The 20,069-nt window shown below is 65.8% G+C and carries 20 protein-coding genes and 1 other RNA gene; 11 read left to right on the top strand and 10 right to left on the bottom strand.

Translation table 11 applies throughout. The features are described from left to right. Window positions 1–2: 2 nt before the first annotated feature. Both serC and gyrA read right to left on the bottom strand, forming a co-directional pair. Window positions 3–1,109, bottom strand: coding sequence for a 3-phosphoserine/phosphohydroxythreonine transaminase (gene serC, locus ACODTB_RS23600; protein WP_291114830.1), 1,107 nt, complete (start codon window positions 1,107–1,109; stop codon window positions 3–5). Then, window positions 1,109–3,760, bottom strand: coding sequence for a DNA gyrase subunit A (gyrA, locus tag ACODTB_RS23595; protein WP_291114828.1), 2,652 nt, complete (start codon window positions 3,758–3,760; stop codon window positions 1,109–1,111). Before gyrA ends, serC begins: the two co-directional genes overlap by 1 nt. 260 nt (window positions 3,761–4,020) lie before the next feature. Between gyrA and ompA the strand changes: the two genes are divergently transcribed. The 4 genes from ompA to ssrA all read left to right on the top strand — a co-directional run bounded on the left by ompA (window position 4,021) and on the right by ssrA (window position 6,504). Next, complete coding sequence (ompA, locus tag ACODTB_RS23590; RefSeq protein ID WP_291114826.1) at window positions 4,021–4,668, top strand: outer membrane protein OmpA; 648 nt, start codon at window positions 4,021–4,023, stop codon at window positions 4,666–4,668. Between the two features lie 70 nt (window positions 4,669–4,738). Further along, window positions 4,739–5,446: a bifunctional 2-polyprenyl-6-hydroxyphenol methylase/3-demethylubiquinol 3-O-methyltransferase UbiG gene (ubiG, locus tag ACODTB_RS23585; protein ID WP_291114824.1), complete on the top strand. Its 708-nt coding sequence runs from the start codon at window positions 4,739–4,741 to the stop codon at window positions 5,444–5,446. After that, entirely contained in the window at window positions 5,443–6,114 is a 672-nt protein-coding gene (locus tag ACODTB_RS23580; protein ID WP_291114822.1) for an HAD-IA family hydrolase, read from the top strand. The genes ubiG and ACODTB_RS23580 overlap by 4 nt, the downstream gene beginning before the upstream one ends. A gap of 13 nt (window positions 6,115–6,127) precedes the next feature. Beyond that, window positions 6,128–6,504: a transfer-messenger RNA gene (ssrA, locus tag ACODTB_RS23575) on the top strand. Window positions 6,505–6,572: 68 nt separating this feature from the next. On the opposite strand, the gene ACODTB_RS23570 is transcribed toward ssrA, so the two are convergent. Next, the gene (locus ACODTB_RS23570; RefSeq protein WP_291114820.1) at window positions 6,573–7,160 is read right to left on the bottom strand and encodes a DUF2062 domain-containing protein; all 588 of its coding nucleotides are present in this window, start codon (window positions 7,158–7,160) and stop codon (window positions 6,573–6,575) included. Between the two features lie 91 nt (window positions 7,161–7,251). Between ACODTB_RS23570 and ACODTB_RS23565 the strand changes: the two genes are divergently transcribed. Beyond that, window positions 7,252–8,022 carry a pseudouridine synthase gene (locus tag ACODTB_RS23565; RefSeq protein ID WP_291114847.1) on the top strand — a complete coding sequence of 257 codons (771 nt, stop codon included), beginning with the start codon at window positions 7,252–7,254 and terminating at the stop codon, window positions 8,020–8,022. On the opposite strand, the gene ACODTB_RS23560 is transcribed toward ACODTB_RS23565, so the two are convergent. Both ACODTB_RS23560 and ACODTB_RS23555 read right to left on the bottom strand, forming a co-directional pair. Continuing rightward, on the bottom strand, window positions 8,019–8,747 hold the full coding sequence (locus ACODTB_RS23560) for a hypothetical protein (protein WP_291114818.1): 729 nt from the start codon (window positions 8,745–8,747) through the stop codon (window positions 8,019–8,021). The genes ACODTB_RS23565 and ACODTB_RS23560 overlap by 4 nt on opposite strands. Window positions 8,748–8,970: 223 nt before the next feature. Continuing rightward, a complete protein-coding gene (locus ACODTB_RS23555) occupies window positions 8,971–9,783 on the bottom strand; it encodes an alpha/beta fold hydrolase (RefSeq protein WP_291114816.1) in 813 nt (270 codons plus the stop codon). Between the two features lie 84 nt (window positions 9,784–9,867). Here ACODTB_RS23555 and ACODTB_RS23550 point away from each other — a divergent pair, with 84 nt between their 5' ends. The 6 genes from ACODTB_RS23550 (at window position 9,868) to ntrC (ending at window position 16,759) form a co-directional block, all read left to right on the top strand. After that, window positions 9,868–10,764: an EI24 domain-containing protein gene (locus ACODTB_RS23550; protein ID WP_291114814.1), complete on the top strand. Its 897-nt coding sequence runs from the start codon at window positions 9,868–9,870 to the stop codon at window positions 10,762–10,764. After that, window positions 10,761–11,576, top strand: a complete 816-nt coding sequence (locus ACODTB_RS23545; protein WP_291114812.1) for a competence/damage-inducible protein A — start codon at window positions 10,761–10,763, stop codon at window positions 11,574–11,576. Before ACODTB_RS23550 ends, ACODTB_RS23545 begins: the two co-directional genes overlap by 4 nt. A 266-nt stretch (window positions 11,577–11,842) precedes the next feature. Then, window positions 11,843–13,258 carry a type I glutamate--ammonia ligase gene (gene glnA / locus ACODTB_RS23540; RefSeq protein WP_291114810.1) on the top strand — a complete coding sequence of 472 codons (1,416 nt, stop codon included), beginning with the start codon at window positions 11,843–11,845 and terminating at the stop codon, window positions 13,256–13,258. A 210-nt stretch (window positions 13,259–13,468) separates the two neighbouring features. Further along, the gene (locus ACODTB_RS23535) at window positions 13,469–13,996 is read left to right on the top strand and encodes a hypothetical protein (RefSeq protein WP_291114809.1); all 528 of its coding nucleotides are present in this window, start codon (window positions 13,469–13,471) and stop codon (window positions 13,994–13,996) included. Then, window positions 13,993–15,150, top strand: coding sequence for a nitrogen regulation protein NR(II) (gene glnL / locus ACODTB_RS23530; protein ID WP_291114807.1), 1,158 nt, complete (start codon window positions 13,993–13,995; stop codon window positions 15,148–15,150). The genes ACODTB_RS23535 and glnL overlap by 4 nt, the downstream gene beginning before the upstream one ends. Before the next feature lie 49 nt (window positions 15,151–15,199). Next, window positions 15,200–16,759 carry a nitrogen regulation protein NR(I) gene (ntrC, locus tag ACODTB_RS23525; RefSeq protein ID WP_291114805.1) on the top strand — a complete coding sequence of 520 codons (1,560 nt, stop codon included), beginning with the start codon at window positions 15,200–15,202 and terminating at the stop codon, window positions 16,757–16,759. An 88-nt stretch (window positions 16,760–16,847) separates the two neighbouring features. On the opposite strand, the gene xth is transcribed toward ntrC, so the two are convergent. The 5 genes from xth to ACODTB_RS23500 are packed head-to-tail and all read right to left on the bottom strand — an operon-like array spanning window position 16,848 to window position 20,064. Continuing rightward, window positions 16,848–17,627, bottom strand: coding sequence for an exodeoxyribonuclease III (xth, locus tag ACODTB_RS23520; protein WP_291114803.1), 780 nt, complete (start codon window positions 17,625–17,627; stop codon window positions 16,848–16,850). An 11-nt stretch (window positions 17,628–17,638) separates the two neighbouring features. Continuing rightward, window positions 17,639–18,019, bottom strand: coding sequence for a 6-carboxytetrahydropterin synthase (locus tag ACODTB_RS23515; protein WP_291114801.1), 381 nt, complete (start codon window positions 18,017–18,019; stop codon window positions 17,639–17,641). Continuing rightward, window positions 18,016–18,657 (bottom strand): 7-carboxy-7-deazaguanine synthase, encoded by a 642-nt coding sequence (queE, locus tag ACODTB_RS23510; RefSeq protein WP_291114799.1) that lies wholly within the window; start codon window positions 18,655–18,657, stop codon window positions 18,016–18,018. The genes ACODTB_RS23515 and queE overlap by 4 nt, the downstream gene beginning before the upstream one ends. Continuing rightward, the gene (locus ACODTB_RS23505) at window positions 18,654–19,166 is read right to left on the bottom strand and encodes a dihydrofolate reductase (RefSeq protein ID WP_291114797.1); all 513 of its coding nucleotides are present in this window, start codon (window positions 19,164–19,166) and stop codon (window positions 18,654–18,656) included. The genes queE and ACODTB_RS23505 overlap by 4 nt, the downstream gene beginning before the upstream one ends. Before the next feature lie 4 nt (window positions 19,167–19,170). Beyond that, window positions 19,171–20,064 (bottom strand): DMT family transporter, encoded by an 894-nt coding sequence (locus ACODTB_RS23500; protein ID WP_291114795.1) that lies wholly within the window; start codon window positions 20,062–20,064, stop codon window positions 19,171–19,173. Window positions 20,065–20,069: the final 5 nt, after the last annotated feature.

The raw sequence follows: 20,069 nt of genomic DNA, 5'->3' as shown, positions 1-20,069 counted from the left end.
GTTCAGGCCTGTGTTTGTTCGAATTGGCGCATGTAGGCCACCAAGGCGCGCACGCCTTCCATCGGCATGGCGTTGTAGATGCTGGCGCGCATGCCGCCCACGGACTTGTGGCCCTTGAGCTGCAGCAGGCCGGCCGCCTTGGCGCCCGCGAGGAAGGCCTCGTTGCGCGACTCGTCGCGCAGGAAGAAAGGCACGTTCATGCGGGAACGGCAGTCCTTGGCGACCTTGTTGCTGTAGAAGTCTGACTGGTCGATGAAGCCGTACAGCAACTCGGCCTTGGCGATGTTGCGCGCCTCCATGGCCGCCACGCCGCTCAGGTTGCCTTCGGTCTGGCGCTTGAGCCATTGGAAGGTGAGGCCGGCCATGTAGATGGCGAAGGTCGGCGGCGTGTTGTACATGGAGTGGTTGTCGGCCACGGTCTTGTAGTCGAACGCGCTGGGGCAGGTTTTCAGGGCGTGCCCCAGCAGGTCTTCGCGGACCACCACGAGCGTGAGGCCGGCCGGCCCCAGGTTCTTCTGGGCGCCGCCGAAGGCCAGGCCCACGCGCGACCAGTCCACCGGCCGCGAGGCCACGTGGGAAGAGAAATCAATGGCCAGCGGGACATCGGATCCGAGGGCCTTCAGGTCGGGCAACTCGTGCACTTCCACGCCGTTGATGGTCTCGTTGCTGCACAGGTGCACGTAGCGCGCGCTGCGGTCGAGCTGCCAGGTCGCTGGCGCAGGCAGGGTGGTGTGGTGGTCGGCTTCGTTGCTGGCGGCCACGCGCGCGTCGCAGTAGCGGCGCGCTTCCTTCAGCGACTTCTGGCTCCAGCTGCCGGTGACCACGAAGTCGACCGTTTCGCCGCGCGACAGGTTCAGCGGCACGATGGCGTTTTCGGCCAGGCCACCGCCCTGCATGAAGAGGATGCGGAAGTGCTCCGGCACGGCGAGCAGCTCGCGCAGGTCGGCTTCGGCGGCCTTGAGGATGGCGCCGAACTCCTGCCCGCGATGGCTCATTTCCATCACGCTCATGCCGCTGCCGTGCCAGTCGAGCATTTCGGCCGCTGCCTGCTGCAGCACCTCGGCGGGCATGGCCGCCGGGCCGGCGGAGAAGTTGTAGGGCCGCGCCATCACGGCTCGGTGCCCGCGTCGTCGGCTGCGGCTGCTCCGTTCGTGTCGTCGCCCAGCTCCGGCACGTTGGCGTCGTTCTCCACGATGCGCTGCAGGCCCGAGAGTTCGGAGCCTTCGTCCAGCGCAATCAGCGTCACCCCTTGCGTGGCGCGACCCATTTCGCGGATCTCGGACACGCGGGTGCGCACCAGCACGCCCTTGTCGGTGATCAGCATGATCTCGTCGTCGTTGTGCACCAGCGTGGCCGCCACGACCTTGCCGTTGCGCTCGCTCTGCTGGATCGCGATCATGCCCTTGGTGCCACGCCCGTGGCGGGTGTACTCGGCGATCGGCGTGCGCTTGCCATAGCCATTGATGGTGGCGGTCAGCACGCTCTGCTCTTCGTCCTCGGCCACCAGCATGGCGATCACGCTCTGCGTGTCTTCGATCAGCATGCCGCGCACGCCGCGCGCGTTGCGGCCCATCGGGCGCACGTCGTTCTCGTCGAAACGCACGGCCTTGCCGCCGTCGCTGAACAGCATCACGTCGTGCTGCCCGTCGGTCAGAGCCGCGCCGATGAGGTAGTCGCCCTCGTCGAGGTCCACGGCGATGATGCCGGCCTTGCGCGGGTTGCTGAATTCATCGAGCGCCGTCTTCTTGACCGTGCCCATGGAGGTGGCCATGAACACATAGCGGTCGGACGGGAAGCTGCGCATCTCGCCGGTCAGCGGCAGCACCACGTTGATCTTCTCGCCTTCCTGCAACGGGAACATGTTGACGATCGGGCGGCCGCGCGAACCGCGCGAACCCGCCGGCACTTCCCACACCTTGAGCCAGTACAGCCGGCCACGGTTGGAGAAGCACAGGATGTAGTCGTGCGTGTTCGCGATGAAGAGCTGGTCGATCCAGTCGTCTTCCTTGGTGGCGGTGGCCTGCTTGCCGCGGCCGCCGCGCTTCTGCGAGCGGTATTCCGACAGCGGCTGGCTCTTGATGTAGCCGCTGTGGCTGAGCGTGACCACCATGTCGGTCGGCGTGATCAGGTCTTCGGTGGCGAGGTCTTGCGCGTTGTGCTCGATCTCGCTGCGGCGCGCGCCCAGCTTGGTCTGGCCGAACTCCTGCTTCACGATGATCAGCTCTTCGCCGATGATGGTCGAGACCCGCTCGGGCTTGGCCAGGATGTCCAGCAGGTCGTCGATCTCGCCCATGACCTCCTTGTACTCGGCCACGATCTTGTCCTGCTCCAGGCCGGTCAGGCGCTGCAGGCGCATCTGCAGGATTTCCTGGGTCTGGGTCTCGGACAGCCGGTACAGGCCGTCGCCGCCCATGCCGAACTCGCGTTCCAGGCCATCGGGCCGGTAGTCGTCGGCATTGATCACGCCGCCATCGGCGCGCGTGCGGGTGAGCATCTCGCGCACCAGCTGGCTGTCCCAGGGGCGCGCCATGAGTTCAGCCTTGGCCACGGGCGGCGTGGGCGACTCGCGGATGATGCGGATGAACTCGTCAATGTTGGCCAGGGCCACGGCGAGGCCTTCGAGCACATGGCCGCGCTCGCGCGCCTTGCGCAGGTTGAACACCGTGCGGCGGGTCACGACCTCGCGGCGGTGCTCCAGGAAGACCTGGACCAGATCCTTCAGGTTGCACAGGCGCGGCTGGCCATCGACCAGGGCCACCATGTTGATGCCGAAGGTGTCCTGCAGTTGCGTCTGCTTGTACAGGTTGTTGAGCACCACTTCCGGCACTTCGCCGCGCTTGAGTTCGATCACCAGGCGCATGCCCGACTTGTCCGACTCGTCCTGGATGTGGCTGATCCCCTCGATCTTCTTTTCGTGCACCAGTTCGGCAATGCGCTCCTGCAGCGTCTTCTTGTTGACCTGGTAGGGCAGCTCGTCCACGATGATGGCCTGGCGCTGGCCACGGTCGATGTCCTCGAAATGGCACTTGGCGCGCATCACCACGCGGCCTCGTCCCGTGCGATAGCCATCCTTGACCCCATTGATGCCGTAAATGATGCCGGCCGTGGGGAAGTCGGGCGCGGGAATGATCTCCATCAATTCGTCGATGGAGGCCTCGGGGCTCTTGAGCAGGTGCAGGCAGGCGTCCACCACCTCGTTGAGGTTGTGCGGCGGAATGTTGGTGGCCATGCCGACCGCGATACCGGCCGAGCCGTTGACGAGCAGGTTGGGCAGGCGCGACGGGAGCACCAGCGGCTCTTTTTCCGAGCCGTCGTAGTTGGGACCGAAGTTGACGGTCTCCTTGTCGATGTCCGCCAGCATTTCATGGGCGATCTTCGACAGGCGGATTTCCGTGTAACGCATGGCGGCCGCGTTGTCGCCGTCGACGGAGCCGAAGTTGCCCTGTCCGTCCACGAGCATGTGCCGCAGCGAGAAGTCCTGCGCCATGCGCACGATGGTGTCGTACACCGCGCTGTCGCCGTGCGGGTGGTACTTACCGATCACGTCGCCCACGATACGGGCCGATTTCTTGTAAGGGCGGTTCCAGTCGTTGTTGAGCTCGTGCATCGCGAAAAGCACGCGCCGGTGCACCGGCTTGAGACCATCCCGCGCGTCGGGCAGGGCGCGCCCCACGATCACGCTCATGGCGTAATCGAGGTAGCTGCGCCTCATTTCCTCTTCAAGACTGATGGGCAGGGTCTCTTTGGCGAACTGTGTCATGAGCGAGGGGATAGGTGCGTAGATGGACCGGAGGGCAACCTGCGATTTTAGACGGCGCGTTCTCCTACAACTTCTTGGGTCGTTTGTTGTACATCCACAACGAATGACGTGACCTGCTGTATCCGGCGACAACGCCGCATTGGCCGGCGGGCCGGGCATTCCGTGCTTGTGGCACAATAAATTCCAGCGTTTTTAGTGGTGGTCACTTGAAGCGTCGTTCTTGTCACGCAGTCTGTCTGCGGCTTATATAGAGGAAAACCATGAAAAAACTTAACAAAGTGGCAATGCTGTTGGCAACCGCCGCCATGGCAACGGCCGCCGGCGCCCAAACCATCGACAACTGGCGCAATGGCACCAGCGAACTGGTTTGGAAAAACGGCACCAATGAACTCTGCTGGCGCGATGCCAACTGGACGCCCGCCACCGCCGCACAAGGTTGCGACGGCGCGATCGTTCCTGCCGCTGCTCCGGCTCCCGCACCGGCTCCCGCTCCGGCTCCTGCCGCAGCCCCTGCACCCGCACCGGCTCCCGCACCCGCACCGGCTCCCGTGGCGTCCAAGGTGACCTACGCTGCTGACGCCTTCTTCGACTTCGACAAGGCTGTGCTCAAGCCCGAAGGCAAGGCCAAGCTGGACGATCTGGCTGGCAAGGTGTCCGGCATTGCCCTGGAAGTCGTGATCGCTGTGGGTCACACCGACTCCACCGGCGCTGCTGGCTACAACCAGAAGCTGTCCAACCGCCGCGCTGAAGCCGTCAAGGCCTATCTGGTGAGCAAGGGCATCGAAAGCAACCGCATCTACACCGAAGGCAAGGGCCTGACCCAGCCGGTGGCCGACAACGCCACCCGCGAAGGCCGCGCCAAGAACCGCCGCGTGGAAGTCGAAGTGGTCGGCACCCGCAAGAACTGATTCCCTTCAGTTCCGGTCCAAAAACCGCGCTTCGGCGCGGTTTTTTTATTGTGCTGGCGATAATCAACGCATGAATCCGAACGTCAATGCCGATCCGGCCGAGCTGGCCAAGTTCTCCGATCTCGCCCATCGCTGGTGGGATCCCGACAGTGAGTTTCGCCCCCTGCATCAGATCAATCCGCTTCGCCTGGGGTGGATTGACGGATTGGCGGGATTGGCAGGCAAACGGGTGCTCGATATTGGCTGCGGCGGAGGCATCCTGTCCGATTCCATGGCCCGCAAAGGTGCCGACGTGACGGGCATCGACCTGTCCGTCAAGGCGTTGCGGGTGGCGCAGTTGCATGCCCTGGAGGCGGGCACCGCCAACGTCAGCTACAAGGAGATCAGCGCGGAGGCCATGGCGCTGGAGCAGCCCGGCAAGTTCGATGTGGTGACCTGCATGGAAATGCTGGAGCACGTGCCCGACCCCGCGTCGGTGGTGCGCGCCTGCGCCACCCTGGTGAAACCGGGAGGCTGGGTGTTTTTCTCGACCCTCAACCGCAACGCCAAGGCCTTTCTGTTCGCGGTGCTCGGGGCGGAGTACCTGCTGCAACTGTTGCCCAAGGGAACGCACGAGTACGCGAAGTTCATCCGGCCCAGCGAGCTGGCGAGCTATTGCCGGGCCGTGGGCCTGGAGCTCGATCAGACCCGCGGCATGGAATACAACCCGTTGACGCAACGCTATCGGCTCAGCGCCGACACCAGCGTCAATTACCTGTTCGCCACACGCAAACCATGACTGTTTTTCGAGGGGTGCATGCCGTCCTGTTCGATCTGGACGGTACGCTGATCGACAGCGCATCGGATCTGGGGTCGTCTGCCGATGGCATGCGGGTAAGCCGAGGCATGGCCTCGCTGCCGCTGGAACAATACCGGCCTCATGCGGGCTCCGGGGCCCGGGGCATGCTGCATGTGGCGTTCGGCATCACGCCCGAGCATGCGGACTACCCTGCGTTGAAGGAGGAGTTCTTTGGCGCGTACGAAGGCTGCATGACCCAACGCACGGCGCCGTTCGATGGCGTGGCCGATCTGCTGGCCCGCCTCGTGGACGGCGGGCTTCGCTGGGGCGTGGTCACCAACAAGTCGCAGCGGTTCACGAATCCTCTTTCGCGGGCCATGGCGCTCTTCGAGACCGCTTCTGTCGTGATCAGCGGCGATACCACGCCACATGCCAAACCGCATCCCGAGCCCTTGCTGGAGGCGGCGCGCCGGTTGCAGCTGTTGCCGAGCCAGTGCCTCTACGTGGGCGATGACGAGCGCGACATCCGCGCGGGCAAGGCGGCGGGCATGCCGACGGTGGCTGCGCGGTACGGTTACCTCGGCTTCGGTGCCGACGTGGCCAGCTGGGGTGCGGACGCGGAGGTTTCTTCGCCCCTGCAGCTCTTGAAATTGCTGGAACTGCCTTAAACTCCGTCTTCCTGGGGCTGCACTGGTTTCGACGTGGGTTCGGACGCGCAGCAGGGCATGTCGAGGTTCTGTTACCTCGTTAATCCGCAGAAAAAAACCAACTGCAAACGACGAACGTTTCGCACTCGCCGCTTAAACACCGGTGAGCCTCGCAACAGCAGGCCGATGGGCTGGGCAAGGGGGTCGCAAGACCTCCCGGCTGCGAGGTAATTCACATTGGCTGGCTCTGCGTCGGGCACCTTGGCGCAGGGTGAGATTCAAGGATGCTGGCTTCCCGTTTAGCGTGCCACTGCGCGACTCGGGCGGCGAGACCCAAAACAGACGGCTACACATGTAGAACTGCTCGAAGAAGGCTTGCGGACGGGGGTTCGAATCCCCCCAGCTCCACCACCTATTGAAAAGCCCGCCCGGCGCCGTGCCGGGCGGGCTTTTTTTCGACTTTGCGAAGCGAGCGACCTTCAGGCATCTGGCGAAGAGCGCTCGCGCAGCCGTCGCTTGCGTTCCCAGCGTGTCTTGAGAATCCACAGCCCGCTGATGAGGGCGTAGACGGTGAGCCCGCTCAAGGTGGCGATGATGGCCAGGCCCACTGCGAGCGGCTTGCCGGCTGTCCTCAGGTGCTCCACACCACGGGCGATGCGCTGCGACCAGGTTGGCCGCGCTCCCTCAGCCTTCTCTTCAGCCTGCGCCCTCCGAAGCGCGGCCATTGCCTCGTTCTCCGTCACGCGGGGTTCGCCCAACACCACCTTGCCGAGGCGGTAGGCGCCGTAGTAGACCGGCCCGAACGTCACCGGATTCGTCACGAAGGTGCTGGCCACCGCCATCGGAAGGTTCGCTCTGAGGAGCACGGCCGCGGCGGCCGACAGAGGCATTTGCGCAATCGGGACGAGCAGGCCGAAGAAGATGCCCACGGCGACGCCCATGGCGATGCCTTTGCGACTGAAGTGCCACAACCTGGGCTGGTGCAGCACGGGCCCCATCCAGCGCAGCCAGCGGTGGTGGCGCAGTCCGTCTTGTGTGCTGAGCCAGGTCTTGATCCGTTGCTTCATGCGCAAAAGTGAGGGCGCCCACGGCGGGCGGCCTGCCATTCTGGTGTGTCGTGGTCTGAGTCGGGTGAGCGGCGACAATTCCCGCACCATGATGCAATTGCAGGACATTCTTTTTTCCCAGGGCTTCGGCACCCGCCGCATCTGCAGCGGCTTGGTGCAGCAAGGCCTGGTGTCGGTGGGTGAAGACAGCTCTCCATGCACCGATCCCTCAGCTCTCTTCGAGGAGGAGGGGCTGGTGTTTCGCGTGCAGGGTGAGGTCTGGCACTACCACGCGCGCGCCTACCTGCTGCTGCACAAGCCAGCGGGTTACGAGTGCTCGCAGAAGCCCAGCACCTACCCCAGCGTCTACACGCTGCTGCCCGGCCCCTTGCGCCAACGCGGGGGAGGGGCCGCTGCGGGCGTGCAGGCCGTCGGGCGGCTGGATCAGGACACCACGGGCTTGCTGCTGCTGTCCGACGATGGCAAGTTCATCCACCGCCTGACGTCGCCGCGCCATCACGTGCCCAAGGTGTACGAGGCCCAGGTCAAGCATCCGCTGGATGCGCGGCAGATTGGCCGTTTGCTGGAAGGGGTGGTGCTGGACGACGATCCCCGGCCGGTGAAGGCCGAGGCGTGCGAAGCCGTCAGCGAGCTTCACCTGCGGCTGACCTTGACGGAGGGCAAATACCACCAGGTCAAGCGCATGGTGGCGGCCGTCGGCAACCGGGTGGAAGGCCTGCACCGATCGTCCATCGGCAGCCTGGTGTTGTCGCCCGAGCTAAAGCCTGGCCTGTGGCGGTGGCTCACTGCGGCGGAGGTGCTGGCGCTCACGCAGAAGGCGCCCGGCGCGGCGAGCGCCCAGCAGGCGGCACGCCAGGCTTAGAGCAGATCGCCCTTGCGGCTGTCCAGCGGCATGAGGAAGGAGTTCTCCTGCCACTGCGAGTTGAAGTCGCTGCGCGGGTCGCCGGTGGTGCTGTTCGGCCAGTTCGACAGCGGGCTGAAATCGCTGTTGCGGTTGCTGCGCTGGCGCGTGAGCGCGGTGCGCAGATTGGCCTGCGCGGCGATGATGGCGCGCTCTTCCATTTCGCGCTCGCGCATGGAGTGGTTGAGCGAGGACTCGCCCAGGAACTCAGCCCGGATTTCGGCAACCGTCGGCAAGCTGTTGGAGCGCACGACCCAATAAGGCAGGCCGCACTGGGTCAGCAGGGAGTGTTTGAGGGTGCGGGTGCTGCGCGGCAAGCCAGCGCTGCCCGGCACGTCCAGGCAGCCGAGCACGCGCCCGTCCGAGCGGCAGACGGTGAAGGTGCAATACACGCCGCCGAGCAGCTTGTACCAGTCCATGCCTTGCTCCTTGTCGCGCGGCAGGGTGAAGCGCGTGACCGGCAGCTTGATCATGACGTGGTGGTCGTAGAAGGCGCGCGCCAGCCAGTGCCAGACGCGGGCTTCTTCACTGTTGGCCAGGGCGCGGGTGCTCAGCGGCCAATGCTTGGGAATGCGCCGCCGTTCCCGTGCCTGCTTGTCGACCCAGACGCGGTGCAGGAATGCCCCCAGGGCCAGCAGAGCGGGCGCGAGCACGGCAAGCAGCCATGGGTTGTTCCAAGTATTCATGTGTGGCAGGGGTGGCGTCTATTTGTATCAAAGTGTAGAGGTTTGCCGGACCTTCGGCGGGGCTTTGTGGCCTTGCGTGTACGCGTTTCGTGTGAATTTCTTGGGGTTTTGAGGTCGTTTGATACAAATGGTGGTGTGGCGCGCCAAGCCGGCGCCCCCGCGTCCGGCCAACGTTCCATTGTGCCCAACTGCCCGCCGGGCGTGCATCCCCCAGGCGGGGAAATCAGCCCAAGCGGGCCAGAAAATCCGCCACGGCGCGGGTCAAGGCCTCGGGCTGATCGCGGTGGGGGCTGTGGCCGCAATCGGGCAGCTCGATGCGTTGCGCATGGGGCGCCGCCAGCGCGATCTCGTCCAGCTGGGCCAGGGTGCCGTACTCATCGCCCAGGCCTTGCGCCAGCAGCAAAGGGGCGGTGATGGCCTGGCATTCGGCGCGGATGTCGAACTGGCGGAAGGCCGGGCTGAGCCAGACATCGTTCCACTGCCAGAAGGCGTTGTCCACGTCGGCGTGGTAGCGCGAGAGGCGCTGGCGAAGCCCGTCGGGATCGCCTTCGTACAAGGTCTTGGCCTGGGCGATGGCGTTCAGCGCGATGTCTTCAATGAACACGTGGGGCGCCATGGCCACGCAGGCCGCGACCGGGTGCCGGCTGGCATGCAGCAGGGCGATGGTGGCACCATCCGAATGGCCTACGAGCACGGGCTCGGGCACGCCCAGGGCTTGCAACAGCGCAGGCAGAACCTGCCAGGCTTCGAGGTGCATGTAGTCGGGTTCGTGGCGGCCGATGTGCCAGGACCCCTGCCATCGGGGTTGGCCGCGCACATCGGCCACGGGGTCGGACTGGCCGTATCCTCGGCGCGAGTACAGCCAGCCCGCGCGGCCTGTGGCGGCGCAAAGCTCGGCGGGCCAGTGCCGGCCGCGCTGCTGCCACATGGCCACGCTGCCCAGGCCTTCATGCAGGAAGACCAGGGGGGCACGTTCCGCCGGCCCCGGAATGTGAGCCACTTCCAGGCCAATGCCCGCGATGTCGATGTGTTTCATGGGGCTCGATCCTAGCGTCGTGGTGATCCGAGCGAGCGCGGCTTGCGGGGTGGCCTGACATGGATTGGATGTATTCTTGCCGGCATGTCCTTGCTGTTCGATTCCTTCTGGCGCGCCATCGCCTATTGCATGCATCCGCGGGTGATCGCACTGTCGTTTCTCCCGCTGATCCTGATGGTGGTGCTGTCGTTCGGCCTAGGCTACTTCTTCTGGGAGAACGCCGTGGCCTCGGTGGCGGCGTGGCTGGAGGCGTTCGACCTCATCCAGATGTTCCTCGGTTGGCTGGAGCGCCTGGGCCTGGGCTCGCTGCGCACCGTGTTCGCACCGCTGCTGGTGCTGGTGCTGGCCACCCCCGTCATCGTGCTGTTGTGCCTGTTGCTGGTGGCGATGTTCATGACGCCCGCCATGGTGGAGCTGGTCGGCCAGCGCCGCTTTCCCAGCCTGGAGCGCAAGCACGGTGGGTCTCTGCTGGTGAGCGTGTTGTGGTCGCTCGGCTCCACGCTGCTCGCGGTGCTGGCCTTGATCGTGTCCATGCCGCTGTGGCTGGTGCCACCCCTGGTGCTCATTCTTCCGCCTCTGATCTGGGGCTGGCTCACCTACCGGGTGTTCGCGTTCGACGCGCTGGCCACGCACGCCAGCGGCGACGAGCGCAAGGCCATCCTGCGCCAGCACCGCGGCAGCCTGCTCGTCATGGGTGTGCTCAGCGGCTACCTGGGCGCTGCGCCCAGCCTGCTGTGGGCCTCGGGTGCAATGTTCATTGCACTGGCCCCCTTGCTGGTGCCTGTGGCAATCTGGATCTACACCCTGGTGTTCGCATTCGCCTCGCTCTGGTTCGCGCACTTCTGCCTGACCGTGTTGCAGCGTCAGCGGGCGCAGGCCACGGTGGAGGTGCGGGACACCGAACCCAGCCCACCGGCCCCATTGACCTTGCCTGCCCAGGAACCAGGGTCCTCATTCAACCAGCCACCCACCCTTTCATGACACCCACCTTCGGCCTGATCATCGTTGGTGACGAGATCCTTTCCGGCAAGCGCAGCGACAAACACCTTCCCAAGATCGTCGAGCTGTTGGCGCAGCGCGGCCTGACCCTGTCCTGGGCCAAGCTGGTCGGCGACGACCGCGACCGCATCACGGCCACGCTGAGCGATGCGTTCGCGGGCAGCGACGCCGTGTTCTGCTGCGGCGGCATTGGCGCCACGCCCGACGACCACACGCGCCAGTGCGCCGCCGCCGCGCTGGGCGTGGACCTGGCCCTGCACCCGCAGGCCAAGGAACTGATCGAGTCTCGCATGCGTGACACGGCCGCCGAGCGTGGCGAGGTTTTCGATTCCGAGCGGCCGGACAACGTGCACCGCTACAACATGGGCGTGTTTCCCGTGGGCGCGCGCCTCATCCTCAACCCGTACAACAAGATTCCCGGTTTCAGTTGTGACGGGGCGGGGGGCGGCAGCGTGCATTTCGTGCCCGGCTTTCCCGTCATGGCGTGGCCCATGATCGAAGGCGTGCTCGATACCGAGTACGCGCAATGGCACCGCCAGGGCGCCTGGCAGGAGCGTTCGGTGATCGTGTTCGGCGCCATGGAGGCCACGCTGACCCCGCTCATGGAGCAAATCGAGCAGGCCCATGCCGTGAAGGTCTTCAGCCTGCCGAGCGTGGACCACCCGGAGTACGGCCGGCACATCGAACTGGGGGTGAAGGGCGCCACCGAGGCGGTGGCGCCGGCCTACGCCCAGCTGCTCGCCGGCTTGCATCGCCACGACGCGAAGCTGGGCCCTGAAATGGTGCGAAACTGAGTTGCACCAAATCAGTGCATTCGATGGGTGCACCCAATGGGTGCGGCCGACGGCGATAACGCCCGACACGGTGCAACGCACGGTCTTCCAAGGGCTCTGGTGCCTGCCGGCCGACCCTTTGTGGCGCATGGCGTGGGCCATAATTCCCGTTGTCCCGTGAAGCCGGGGGAGCCAGCGCCCGCGCATGACCCACTTTGTGGCACACATTCTGCTTATCAGCAGCGTCGTTTTCAATTTTTCCACTCACCCAGCTACAGGAGTATTTGATGGCCAAGACCGTCGCAGACGTGATGCAAATGGTGAAAGACAACGAAGTGAAGTTCGTTGACTTCCGCTTCACCGACACCCGGGGCAAAGAACAGCACGTCACCGTGCCCGTGTCTCACTTCGACGAAGACAAGTTCAGCTCGGGCCATGCGTTCGACGGTTCTTCGGTGGCTGGCTGGAAGGGCATCGAAGCCTCGGACATGCAGCTCATGCCCGACCCCAACACCGCCAACATCGACCCCTTCTTCGAAGAAACCACGCTGTTCCTGCAGTGCGACGTGATCGAACCGGGCGACGGCAAGGCCTACGACCGCGATCCGCGTTCCATCGCCAAGCGCGCCGAGGCCTACCTCAAGGCCTCCGGCCTGGGCGACACCGCCTTCTTCGGACCGGAACCCGAATTCTTCATCTTCGACGGCGTGCGCTGGAGCAACGAACCCGGCCGCGTGATGTGCGAGATCGAGGAATACGAAGCGCCCTGGAACAGCGGCGCCAAGCTCGAAGGCGGCAACCGTGGCCACCGTCCGACCGTGAAGGGCGGCTACTTCCCCGTGCCCCCGGTCGACAGCACGCAGGACATGCGCGCCGAGATGTCCCTGATCCTCGAATCGCTGGGCATTCCGGTTGAAGTGTTCCACCACGAAGTGGCGGGCGCTGGCCAGAACGAAATCGGCACCAAGTTCAGCACGCTGGTCGAGCGCGCCGACTGGACGCAGGTGCTCAAGTACGTGGTGTGGAACGTCGCCAACGCCTACGGCAAGACCGCGACCTTCATGCCCAAGCCCTACGCCGGCGACAACGGCTCCGGCATGCACGTGCACCAGTCGATCTGGAAGGACGGCAAGAACCTGTTCGCCGGTGACGGCTACGCCGGCCTGAGCGATTTCGCCCTGTACTACGTCGGCGGCATCATCAAGCACGCCCGCGCGCTCAACGCCATCACCAACCCTGGCACCAACTCCTACAAGCGCCTGGTGCCTGGCTTCGAGGCCCCCGTGAAGCTGGCCTACTCGGCCCGCAACCGCTCCGCCTCGATCCGCATCCCGTACGTGGCGAACCCCAAGGGCCGCCGCATCGAAGCGCGTTTCCCCGATCCTTCGGCCAACCCCTACCTGGCCTTCTCGGCCCTGATGATGGCCGGCCTGGACGGTGTGGAAAACAAGATCCACCCGGGCGAAGCCGCCACCAAGGACCTGTACCACCTGCCGCCCGAAGAGGACAAGCTGGTGCCGACCGTGTGCCACAGCCTCGACCAGGCGCTGGAGTACCTCGACAAGGACCGCAGCTTCCTGACCAAGGGTGGTGTGTTCACCGACTCCATGCTCGACGCCTACATCGAGCTCAAGATGGGCGAAGTCACGCGTTTCCGCATGGCGCCGCACCCGGTCGAGTTCGACATGTACTACAGCCTGTGATGGCTTGCCCGGCTCTGCCCGGGCTGCCTGGGTCAACCCGGAAGGGGCCATGCAAGTGGCCCCTTTTTTGTTGCTCGGGCGGCCAATCGCCACCGTTCACACGCTGGCACGGCACTTTTGAAACAGTTTTCGGTCATACTGAAAAACGCATATCGGTGCGCCCGCCCATACCCGAAACCGCTTCCTGGAGTTGATGTCACCTTGAATCCGATGCCTTCACTCACGATCCGGTCGCTGGCCGTGGCCACGCTCGCGCTGTGCGTCCTGCAAGCCCATGCCCAGGCGCGCATCTACCGCTGCGGCAACGAGTACACGAACGACGCGCAGGTGGCCAAGTCCAAGGGGTGCAGCCCCATGGAGGGTGGCAACATCACCATCATCGAAGGCACCCGGCCCACGCCGCCGCGCACCACGCCCGCAGCGGCCGCCCCGCGCAACGGCAGCGCCAACGAACGCGTCGACTCGGCCGCGCAGCGCGCGCGCGACAGCGATGCGCGCGCCATCCTCGAGGCCGAACTGCGCAAGGCGCAAGAGCGCCTGGAGCACGCGCGCAAGGAATACGCCAACGGGGAGCCCGAGAAGCAGGGCATCGAGTCGCGCAACTACCAGCGATACCTCGACCGCGTGGCCGAACTCAAGGCCGCCGTGGCGCGCGCCGAGAGCGACGTCGCAGGCCTGCAGCGCGAATTGAATCGACTGCCGGGGTCCGCCAACGCCGTCGGTTCTGCCGCAAAATGACCGGCTTGAAAAAGCCCAACTTCCCCTCCCTTCTTCCCACTTTCCCGCGCCGGTCCCCGGCCGACCCGGACGGGTCGGCTGCCGGACGCAAGTCCCCCTCGGTGTCGTCCCGTTTCCAGTCCCTCGACCTGCTGGCCACCCTGGTGGCCGTGGTGGATCAGCACGGTGGCGTGCTCTACGCCAACGCGGCGCTGGAGGATGCGCTGGGCATGTCCCGCCGAAGCATCACGGGCACGCTGCTGCAGGATTGCTTCACCGAACCCCCGCTGCTGGAAAACGCCCTGCAGGGCGCGAGCGGCAACCAGTTCGCCGCGCTGCGCTACGACGCGTGGCTCAAGCGCCTCAACCACGAAGCCTTGCCGGTGCACGTGGTGGTGGCGCAGACCGACAATCCCGGTGAGGTGATCGTCGAGCTGCTGCCGCTGGAGCAGCAGGCGCGCCAGGAGCGCGAAGAGCGGCTGATCGACCAGGCGCAGGCGAACAAGGAACTCATCCGCAACCTTGCGCACGAGATCAAGAACCCGCTCGGCGGCATTCGCGGAGCGGCCCAGTTGCTGCAGATGGAGCTGGAGTCCCGCGAGCTGATCGAGTACACCCAGGTCATCATCCACGAGGCCGATCGGCTGCAGTCGCTGGTGGACCGCCTGCTCGCGCCGCACCGCCGGCCGCACGTGGTGGGCGACGTGAACATCCACGAGGTGTGCGAGCGCGTGCGCTCGCTCATCCTGGCCGAGTTTCCCAAGGGCTTGAAGGTCGTGCGCGACTACGACACCTCCATCCCCGAGTTCCGCGGCGATCGCGAGCAGCTCATCCAGGCCGTGCTCAACATCGCGCACAACGCCGCGCAGGCGCTGAGCGAACGCATCGCGGCGGGCGATGCGCGCATCGTGTTCCGCACGCGCGTGGGTCGACAGGTGACGTTTGGTAAGCAACGCTATCGGCTGGCACTGGAATTGCATGTGATCGACAACGGGCCTGGCGTTCCAGACTCGATCAAGGACCGCATCTTTTTCCCGCTGGTGTCGGGGCGGGATGGCGGCTCCGGCCTGGGGCTCACGCTGGCGCAGACCTTTGTCCAGCAGCACCACGGTCTGATCGAGTGTGAGAGCGTGCCGAACGAGACGGACTTCAAGATTCTGATTCCGTTGCCCTAGTGACTTAACGACCGTCGGACGCCGCGCCACAAGAAGGGAAGACAACTCAATGAAGCCGATCTGGATAGTGGACGACGACCAATCGATCCGCTTCGTGCTCGAAAAGGCGCTGCTGCGCGAGAACCTGCCCACGCGCAGTTTCACCAACCCGCAGGACGTGCTCAAGGCGCTGATCGACACGCCCGAACACGAAGGCCCCCAGATCCTGGTGAGCGACATCCGCATGCCCGGCGGTTCGGGGCTGGAGTTGCTGGAGAAGGTCAAGGAGAAGCTGCCCGGCCTGCCGGTCATCATCATGACCGCGTTCTCCGATCTGGACAGTGCCGTCTCGGCCTTCCAGGGCGGTGCTTTCGAGTACCTGCCCAAGCCCTTCGATCTGCCCAAGGCGGTCGAGCTGATCCGCCGCGCGGTGGACGAAAGCCTGCGCGAGGAAGTGGCCGAGGAGCGCATGAGCGCCGCGCCTGAAATGCTCGGTCAGGCGCCCGCGATGCAGGACGTGTTCCGCGCCATCGGGCGCCTGAGCCAGAGCCAGGTCACGGTGCTGATCACCGGCGAATCGGGCTCGGGCAAGGAGCTGGTGGCGCGCGCGCTGCACAAGCACTCGCCGCGCGCGGCCGGACCCTTCGTGGCCATCAACACCGCGGCCATCCCGAAGGACCTGCTGGAGTCGGAACTGTTCGGCCATGAGCGTGGGGCCTTCACGGGCGCGCAGACCATGCGCCGGGGCCGCTTCGAGCAGGCCGATGGCGGCACGCTGTTCCTCGACGAAATCGGCGACATGCCGTTCGACCTGCAGACGCGCCTGCTGCGCGTGCTGTCCGATGGCCACTTCTACCGCGTGGGCGGCCACAGCGCCGTGCGCGCCAACGTGCGCGTGATTGCCGCCACGCACCAGAACCTGGAGCAGCGCGTCAAGGAAGGCGTGTTCCGCGAAGACTTGTTCCACCGCCTCAACGTCATCCGCCTGCGCCTGCCGGCGCTGCGCGAGCGGCGTGAAGACGTGCCCATGCTCACGCGCTTCTTCCTGCAGCAGAGCGCCAAGCAGCTCGGCGTGGAGCCCAAGCGCATCTCCGAGGCGGCCCTGAAGCTGCTCGGCGCCTTCGACTTCCCGGGCAATGTGCGCCAGCTGGAGAACGTTTGCCATTGGCTCACGGTGATGGCCCCGGCCCAGGTGATCGAACTCAAGGACCTGCCACCCGAGGTGCTGTCCATGAGCGGTGCCGCTCCTGCGGTGGCCCACCCGGCCGCCTCGGAGGCCCCGGTGGTGTCGTCCCTGCCGACCGGCCTCATGGCGCCTGCCGTGCCCGAGCCCGTCTATGCCAGCAGTTCGGCTGCCATCGCCCACGCCGAGTCGGCCATCGCCTCGCCCGAGGCGGAGACCGCCCGGGCGGCGCCTCTGGCCTGGGAGAGTGGTCTGCAGGCCGAGGCCCAGGCCCTGCTTGAAGACGGCCGCACCGACGTGTGGGACGTGCTCACGCGCCGCTTTGAAACGCGCCTGATCCAGACCGCGCTGGCCAACACGCGTGGGCGCCGCATCGAGGCCGCGCACAAGCTCGGCATCGGCCGCAACACCATCACCCGCAAGATCCAGGAACTGAACCTGGAGTAGAGCGCAGCCCCCACGCTCCACCGCTGACGCGGGTCGCGGCCCCCCAAGGGGGCTCATCCGGCTTGGGGCGGCCCGGCGCCGGATGGGCTCAGCCGCCCAGCGTGACCACCACCGGCGCGTGGTCGCTGGGCTGCGGGTTCTTGCGTGGCTGGCGGTCGATGTGACAGGCCGTCACGCGGCCGCGCAGCGCCTCGCTCACAAGAATGTGGTCGATGCGCAGCCCCCGGTTCTTCTGGAAGCCCAGCATGCGGTAGTCCCACCACGAGTAGCTTTTCTCCGGCTGCTCGAACAGGCGGTAGGCGTCTGTCAGGCCCAGATCGAGCAAGGCCTGGAAATGCGCGCGCTCTTCCACCGTGTGGTGGATGGTGTCTTTCAGGCCGACGGGGTCGAACGAGTCGCGGTCTTCCGGTGCCACGTTGAAGTCACCCAGCAGCACGAGGCGCTGGTGCACCTTCAACTCTTCCTGCAGCCAGCGGTGCAGCGCCTCCAGCCAGAGCATCTTGTAGGCGAACTTGTCGGTGCCCGGCGCCTGGCCATTGACGAAGTAGCAGTTGACCATGCGCAGTGGCCCATCGGGCGTGTCCAGCGTCGCGGCGATCACGCGCGACTGCTCGTCCGCGTGGTTCGGAATGTTGCGCACCACGTCGTTGAGCGGCATGCGGCTGAGGATGGCCACGCCGTTGTAGGTCTTCTGGCCGAAGACTGCAGCGTGGTAGCCCGCCTCCTGCAAGGCTTCGTAGGGAAACTTCTCGTCGACCAGCTTGAGTTCCTGCAGGCCGATCGCATCGACCGGGTTGGTGGCCAGCCAGTCGAGCAACTGCGGCAGGCGCACGGAAAGGGAGTTGACGTTCCAGGTGGCAAGCTTCATGGGCATTCCTTTCACCAACGCAGGGTGCATCGATCGCCGCTGGCTCGGCGTTCGATCGTGACAGCGCAAAGACCCGGCACCTGCGGCTCCAGATTCTCACGGATAAAGCTACAGAGGTTTTCCAGCGTGGGGATGCCCAGGCCGGCCACTTCGTCGAGCAGATGGTGGTCGAGTTGATGGCGCACCTGGGCGATCATGCTGCGCAGGTAGGCCAGATCGATCACCATGCCCGAGGCATCGGGCGCGCCACGCACCGTCACTTCAGCCTCGTAGGTGTGGCCGTGCACGCGGCGGCTGCCCTCTGCCTCTACAGAGCGGCGCAGCGTGTGCGACGCCTCGAAAAAGAAGCGCTGCGACAACTCGTGCAGCGCGGCGGTGGATTCGGGGCTCATGGAATCTCCAGGATCTTGTGGGTTTGCAGCGACAGCCGCCAGCGCGGGTGTTGCTGGCAATAGGCGATCGCATCGCGCGTGTGTTGGGCCCGTTGTGGCCCATCCATGGGTTGCAGCAACCAGTGGTCGAAGTGAAGGTCGGTCATGGCCTGTACCCGATCCGGCAGCAGAGACAGTTGGGGCCAGACGAGTTTGAGTTCATGGCCCCGTCGCTGCACCCATTCGGCACCGGCCTTGGGGCTGACGCAGATCCAGTCGATGCCGGGCGGCACAGGCAGGGTGCCATTGGTTTCCAGCGCAATTTCGAAATCCTGGGCATGCAGCGCATCGACCAGTTCCGCGTTCACTTGCAGCAGGGGTTCGCCGCCGGTGAGCACGATGTAGCGGTGGCGTTCCTCTGGCGGCCAAAGCGATGCCGCGAGTGCGGCGATGTCGGCCGGGTCGCTGAACTTGCCGCCGCGCGCGCCGTCGGTGCCCACGAAGTCCGTGTCGCAAAATTGGCAGATGGCGCGATTCCGATCTTCCTCCCGCCCATTCCAGAGATTGCAGCCGGCGAAGCGGCAAAATACCGCAGGCCTGCCCGCGCGCAGGCCTTCACCTTGCAGCGTGTAGAAGACTTCCTTGATGGCGTAGCTCATTGTTGGCCTGCGGTGCGTGTCAGTGTGACGAAGGCGTAGGGTAGGCCGCTGGCGGTGACATGGGCCTCCCGTGCTGTTTCTACCCACTCCGGCCCGAAGGTGGGGGCGAAGGCGTCGCCGTCAAACGCGCGGTCGATCTCTGTGACCACGGCACTGTGTGCCAGGGGGTGGGCGGCGGCGTAGATCTGCGCGCCGCCGATCACCCAGGCGTCTGAGCCCGCGGGGCACAGCGACACGGCTTCGGGCAGCGAGTTCGCCCGGGCAGCGCCGTCGGCCTGCCAGGCGGTGTCGCGCGTGACGACGATGTTGAGCCGGCCCGGCAGCGGGCGGAACTTCGGTGGCAGCGAATCCCAGGTCTTGCGGCCCATGATCACGGGGTGACCGAGCGTGGTGCGCTTGAAGTGCGCCATGTCTTCCGGCAGGTGCCAGGGCAGGGCGTTGTCCTTGCCGATCACGCCGTTGGCGGCGCGCGCGAGGATCAGGTGAAGTCGGGTGGTGGGCTGGGGCATGCGCCTATTGTGCCGCTGGCAAGGCAGGCCGGGCGGGCCAGAGCACGCTGGCAATGGCCATCATCACAAAGCCGATGGCGGCCCAGTCCTGCCAGTGAGGCACCTCGCCCACGATGAAGGTCGCGCTCAGCGTGCCCACCAGCGGGATGGCCATGACGCTCATGGCGCTGGTCGCCGGTGGCAGGTTGCGCGCCATGCCGAACCAGATCAGCTGCGCCACGCCGTAGTTGATGAACACGCCATAGGCCAGGCTGATCCACATCGGTGCCGAGAAGCCCGCCAGCCGGGGCACGGGTTCCAGTGCGAGGGCCAGCACCCCCACCACGCCGCTGCCCAGCAGCAGCATCCAGACGGTGACCACCATGGGCGAGAGCGTGAGGTGGGCGCGGCGGAACTGCAGCGTGCCCACGCCCCAGCAGAAGGCGGCGCCCAGCATCCACGCGATGCCGGTGGGTCGGCCGCTCAGGCTTTGCAGCTCGTGCCACAGCAGCAGCGCGATGGCGATGCCCGCGCACACCACGGCCAAGCGCACGCGCGGCGTGATGCGTTCGCCGAAGAAGGCTGCGCCCATCAGCACGGTGAAGATCGGCATGGTGAAGCCCAGGATGGCCGCCCGACCCGAGGCGAGCTCCTGCACGCCGAAGATGGAGAGCGTGTGCCAGCCCAGCACGTTGGGCAGGCCGAGCCAGGCGATGGCGGCCCATTCGGCGCGGGTGGGCCGCATGCGCTCGCCCCGGCGGGCGACGTAGATGAACAGGCCCAGCGCGCCCAGCATCATCGTGCTGGCGCGGAAGTACAGCGGCGTCAGCTCCTGCAGCGAGAGCTTCATCATGGGCCAGTTCACGCCCCACATGAGCGTGAGGGCGAGCAGTGCCCAGAGCTGGCGTCGGGTGATCACGCGCG

The sequence above is a fragment of the Hydrogenophaga sp. FG152 genome, from assembly GCF_057809615.1.
This window is presented reverse-complemented; position numbering and strand designations above follow the sequence as displayed.

Bases quoted from the DNA above. Each gene is read 5' to 3' on its own strand.
- serC (WP_291114830.1), bottom strand. From the start codon at position 1,109: ATGGCGCGGCCCTACAACTTCTCCGCCGGCCCGGCGGCCATGCCCGCC.
- gyrA (WP_291114828.1), bottom strand. From the start codon at position 3,760: ATGACACAGTTCGCCAAAGAGACCCTGCCCATCAGTCTTGAAGAGGAA.
- ompA (WP_291114826.1), top strand. From the start codon at position 4,021: ATGAAAAAACTTAACAAAGTGGCAATGCTGTTGGCAACCGCCGCCATG.
- ubiG (WP_291114824.1), top strand. From the start codon at position 4,739: ATGAATCCGAACGTCAATGCCGATCCGGCCGAGCTGGCCAAGTTCTCC.
- ACODTB_RS23580 (WP_291114822.1), top strand. From the start codon at position 5,443: ATGACTGTTTTTCGAGGGGTGCATGCCGTCCTGTTCGATCTGGACGGT.
- ACODTB_RS23570 (WP_291114820.1), bottom strand. From the start codon at position 7,160: ATGAAGCAACGGATCAAGACCTGGCTCAGCACACAAGACGGACTGCGC.
- ACODTB_RS23565 (WP_291114847.1), top strand. From the start codon at position 7,252: ATGCAATTGCAGGACATTCTTTTTTCCCAGGGCTTCGGCACCCGCCGC.
- ACODTB_RS23560 (WP_291114818.1), bottom strand. From the start codon at position 8,747: ATGAATACTTGGAACAACCCATGGCTGCTTGCCGTGCTCGCGCCCGCT.
- ACODTB_RS23555 (WP_291114816.1), bottom strand. From the start codon at position 9,783: ATGAAACACATCGACATCGCGGGCATTGGCCTGGAAGTGGCTCACATT.
- ACODTB_RS23550 (WP_291114814.1), top strand. From the start codon at position 9,868: ATGTCCTTGCTGTTCGATTCCTTCTGGCGCGCCATCGCCTATTGCATG.
- ACODTB_RS23545 (WP_291114812.1), top strand. From the start codon at position 10,761: ATGACACCCACCTTCGGCCTGATCATCGTTGGTGACGAGATCCTTTCC.
- glnA (WP_291114810.1), top strand. From the start codon at position 11,843: ATGGCCAAGACCGTCGCAGACGTGATGCAAATGGTGAAAGACAACGAA.
- ACODTB_RS23535 (WP_291114809.1), top strand. From the start codon at position 13,469: ATGCCTTCACTCACGATCCGGTCGCTGGCCGTGGCCACGCTCGCGCTG.
- glnL (WP_291114807.1), top strand. From the start codon at position 13,993: ATGACCGGCTTGAAAAAGCCCAACTTCCCCTCCCTTCTTCCCACTTTC.
- ntrC (WP_291114805.1), top strand. From the start codon at position 15,200: ATGAAGCCGATCTGGATAGTGGACGACGACCAATCGATCCGCTTCGTG.
- xth (WP_291114803.1), bottom strand. From the start codon at position 17,627: ATGAAGCTTGCCACCTGGAACGTCAACTCCCTTTCCGTGCGCCTGCCG.
- ACODTB_RS23515 (WP_291114801.1), bottom strand. From the start codon at position 18,019: ATGAGCCCCGAATCCACCGCCGCGCTGCACGAGTTGTCGCAGCGCTTC.
- queE (WP_291114799.1), bottom strand. From the start codon at position 18,657: ATGAGCTACGCCATCAAGGAAGTCTTCTACACGCTGCAAGGTGAAGGC.
- ACODTB_RS23505 (WP_291114797.1), bottom strand. From the start codon at position 19,166: ATGCCCCAGCCCACCACCCGACTTCACCTGATCCTCGCGCGCGCCGCC.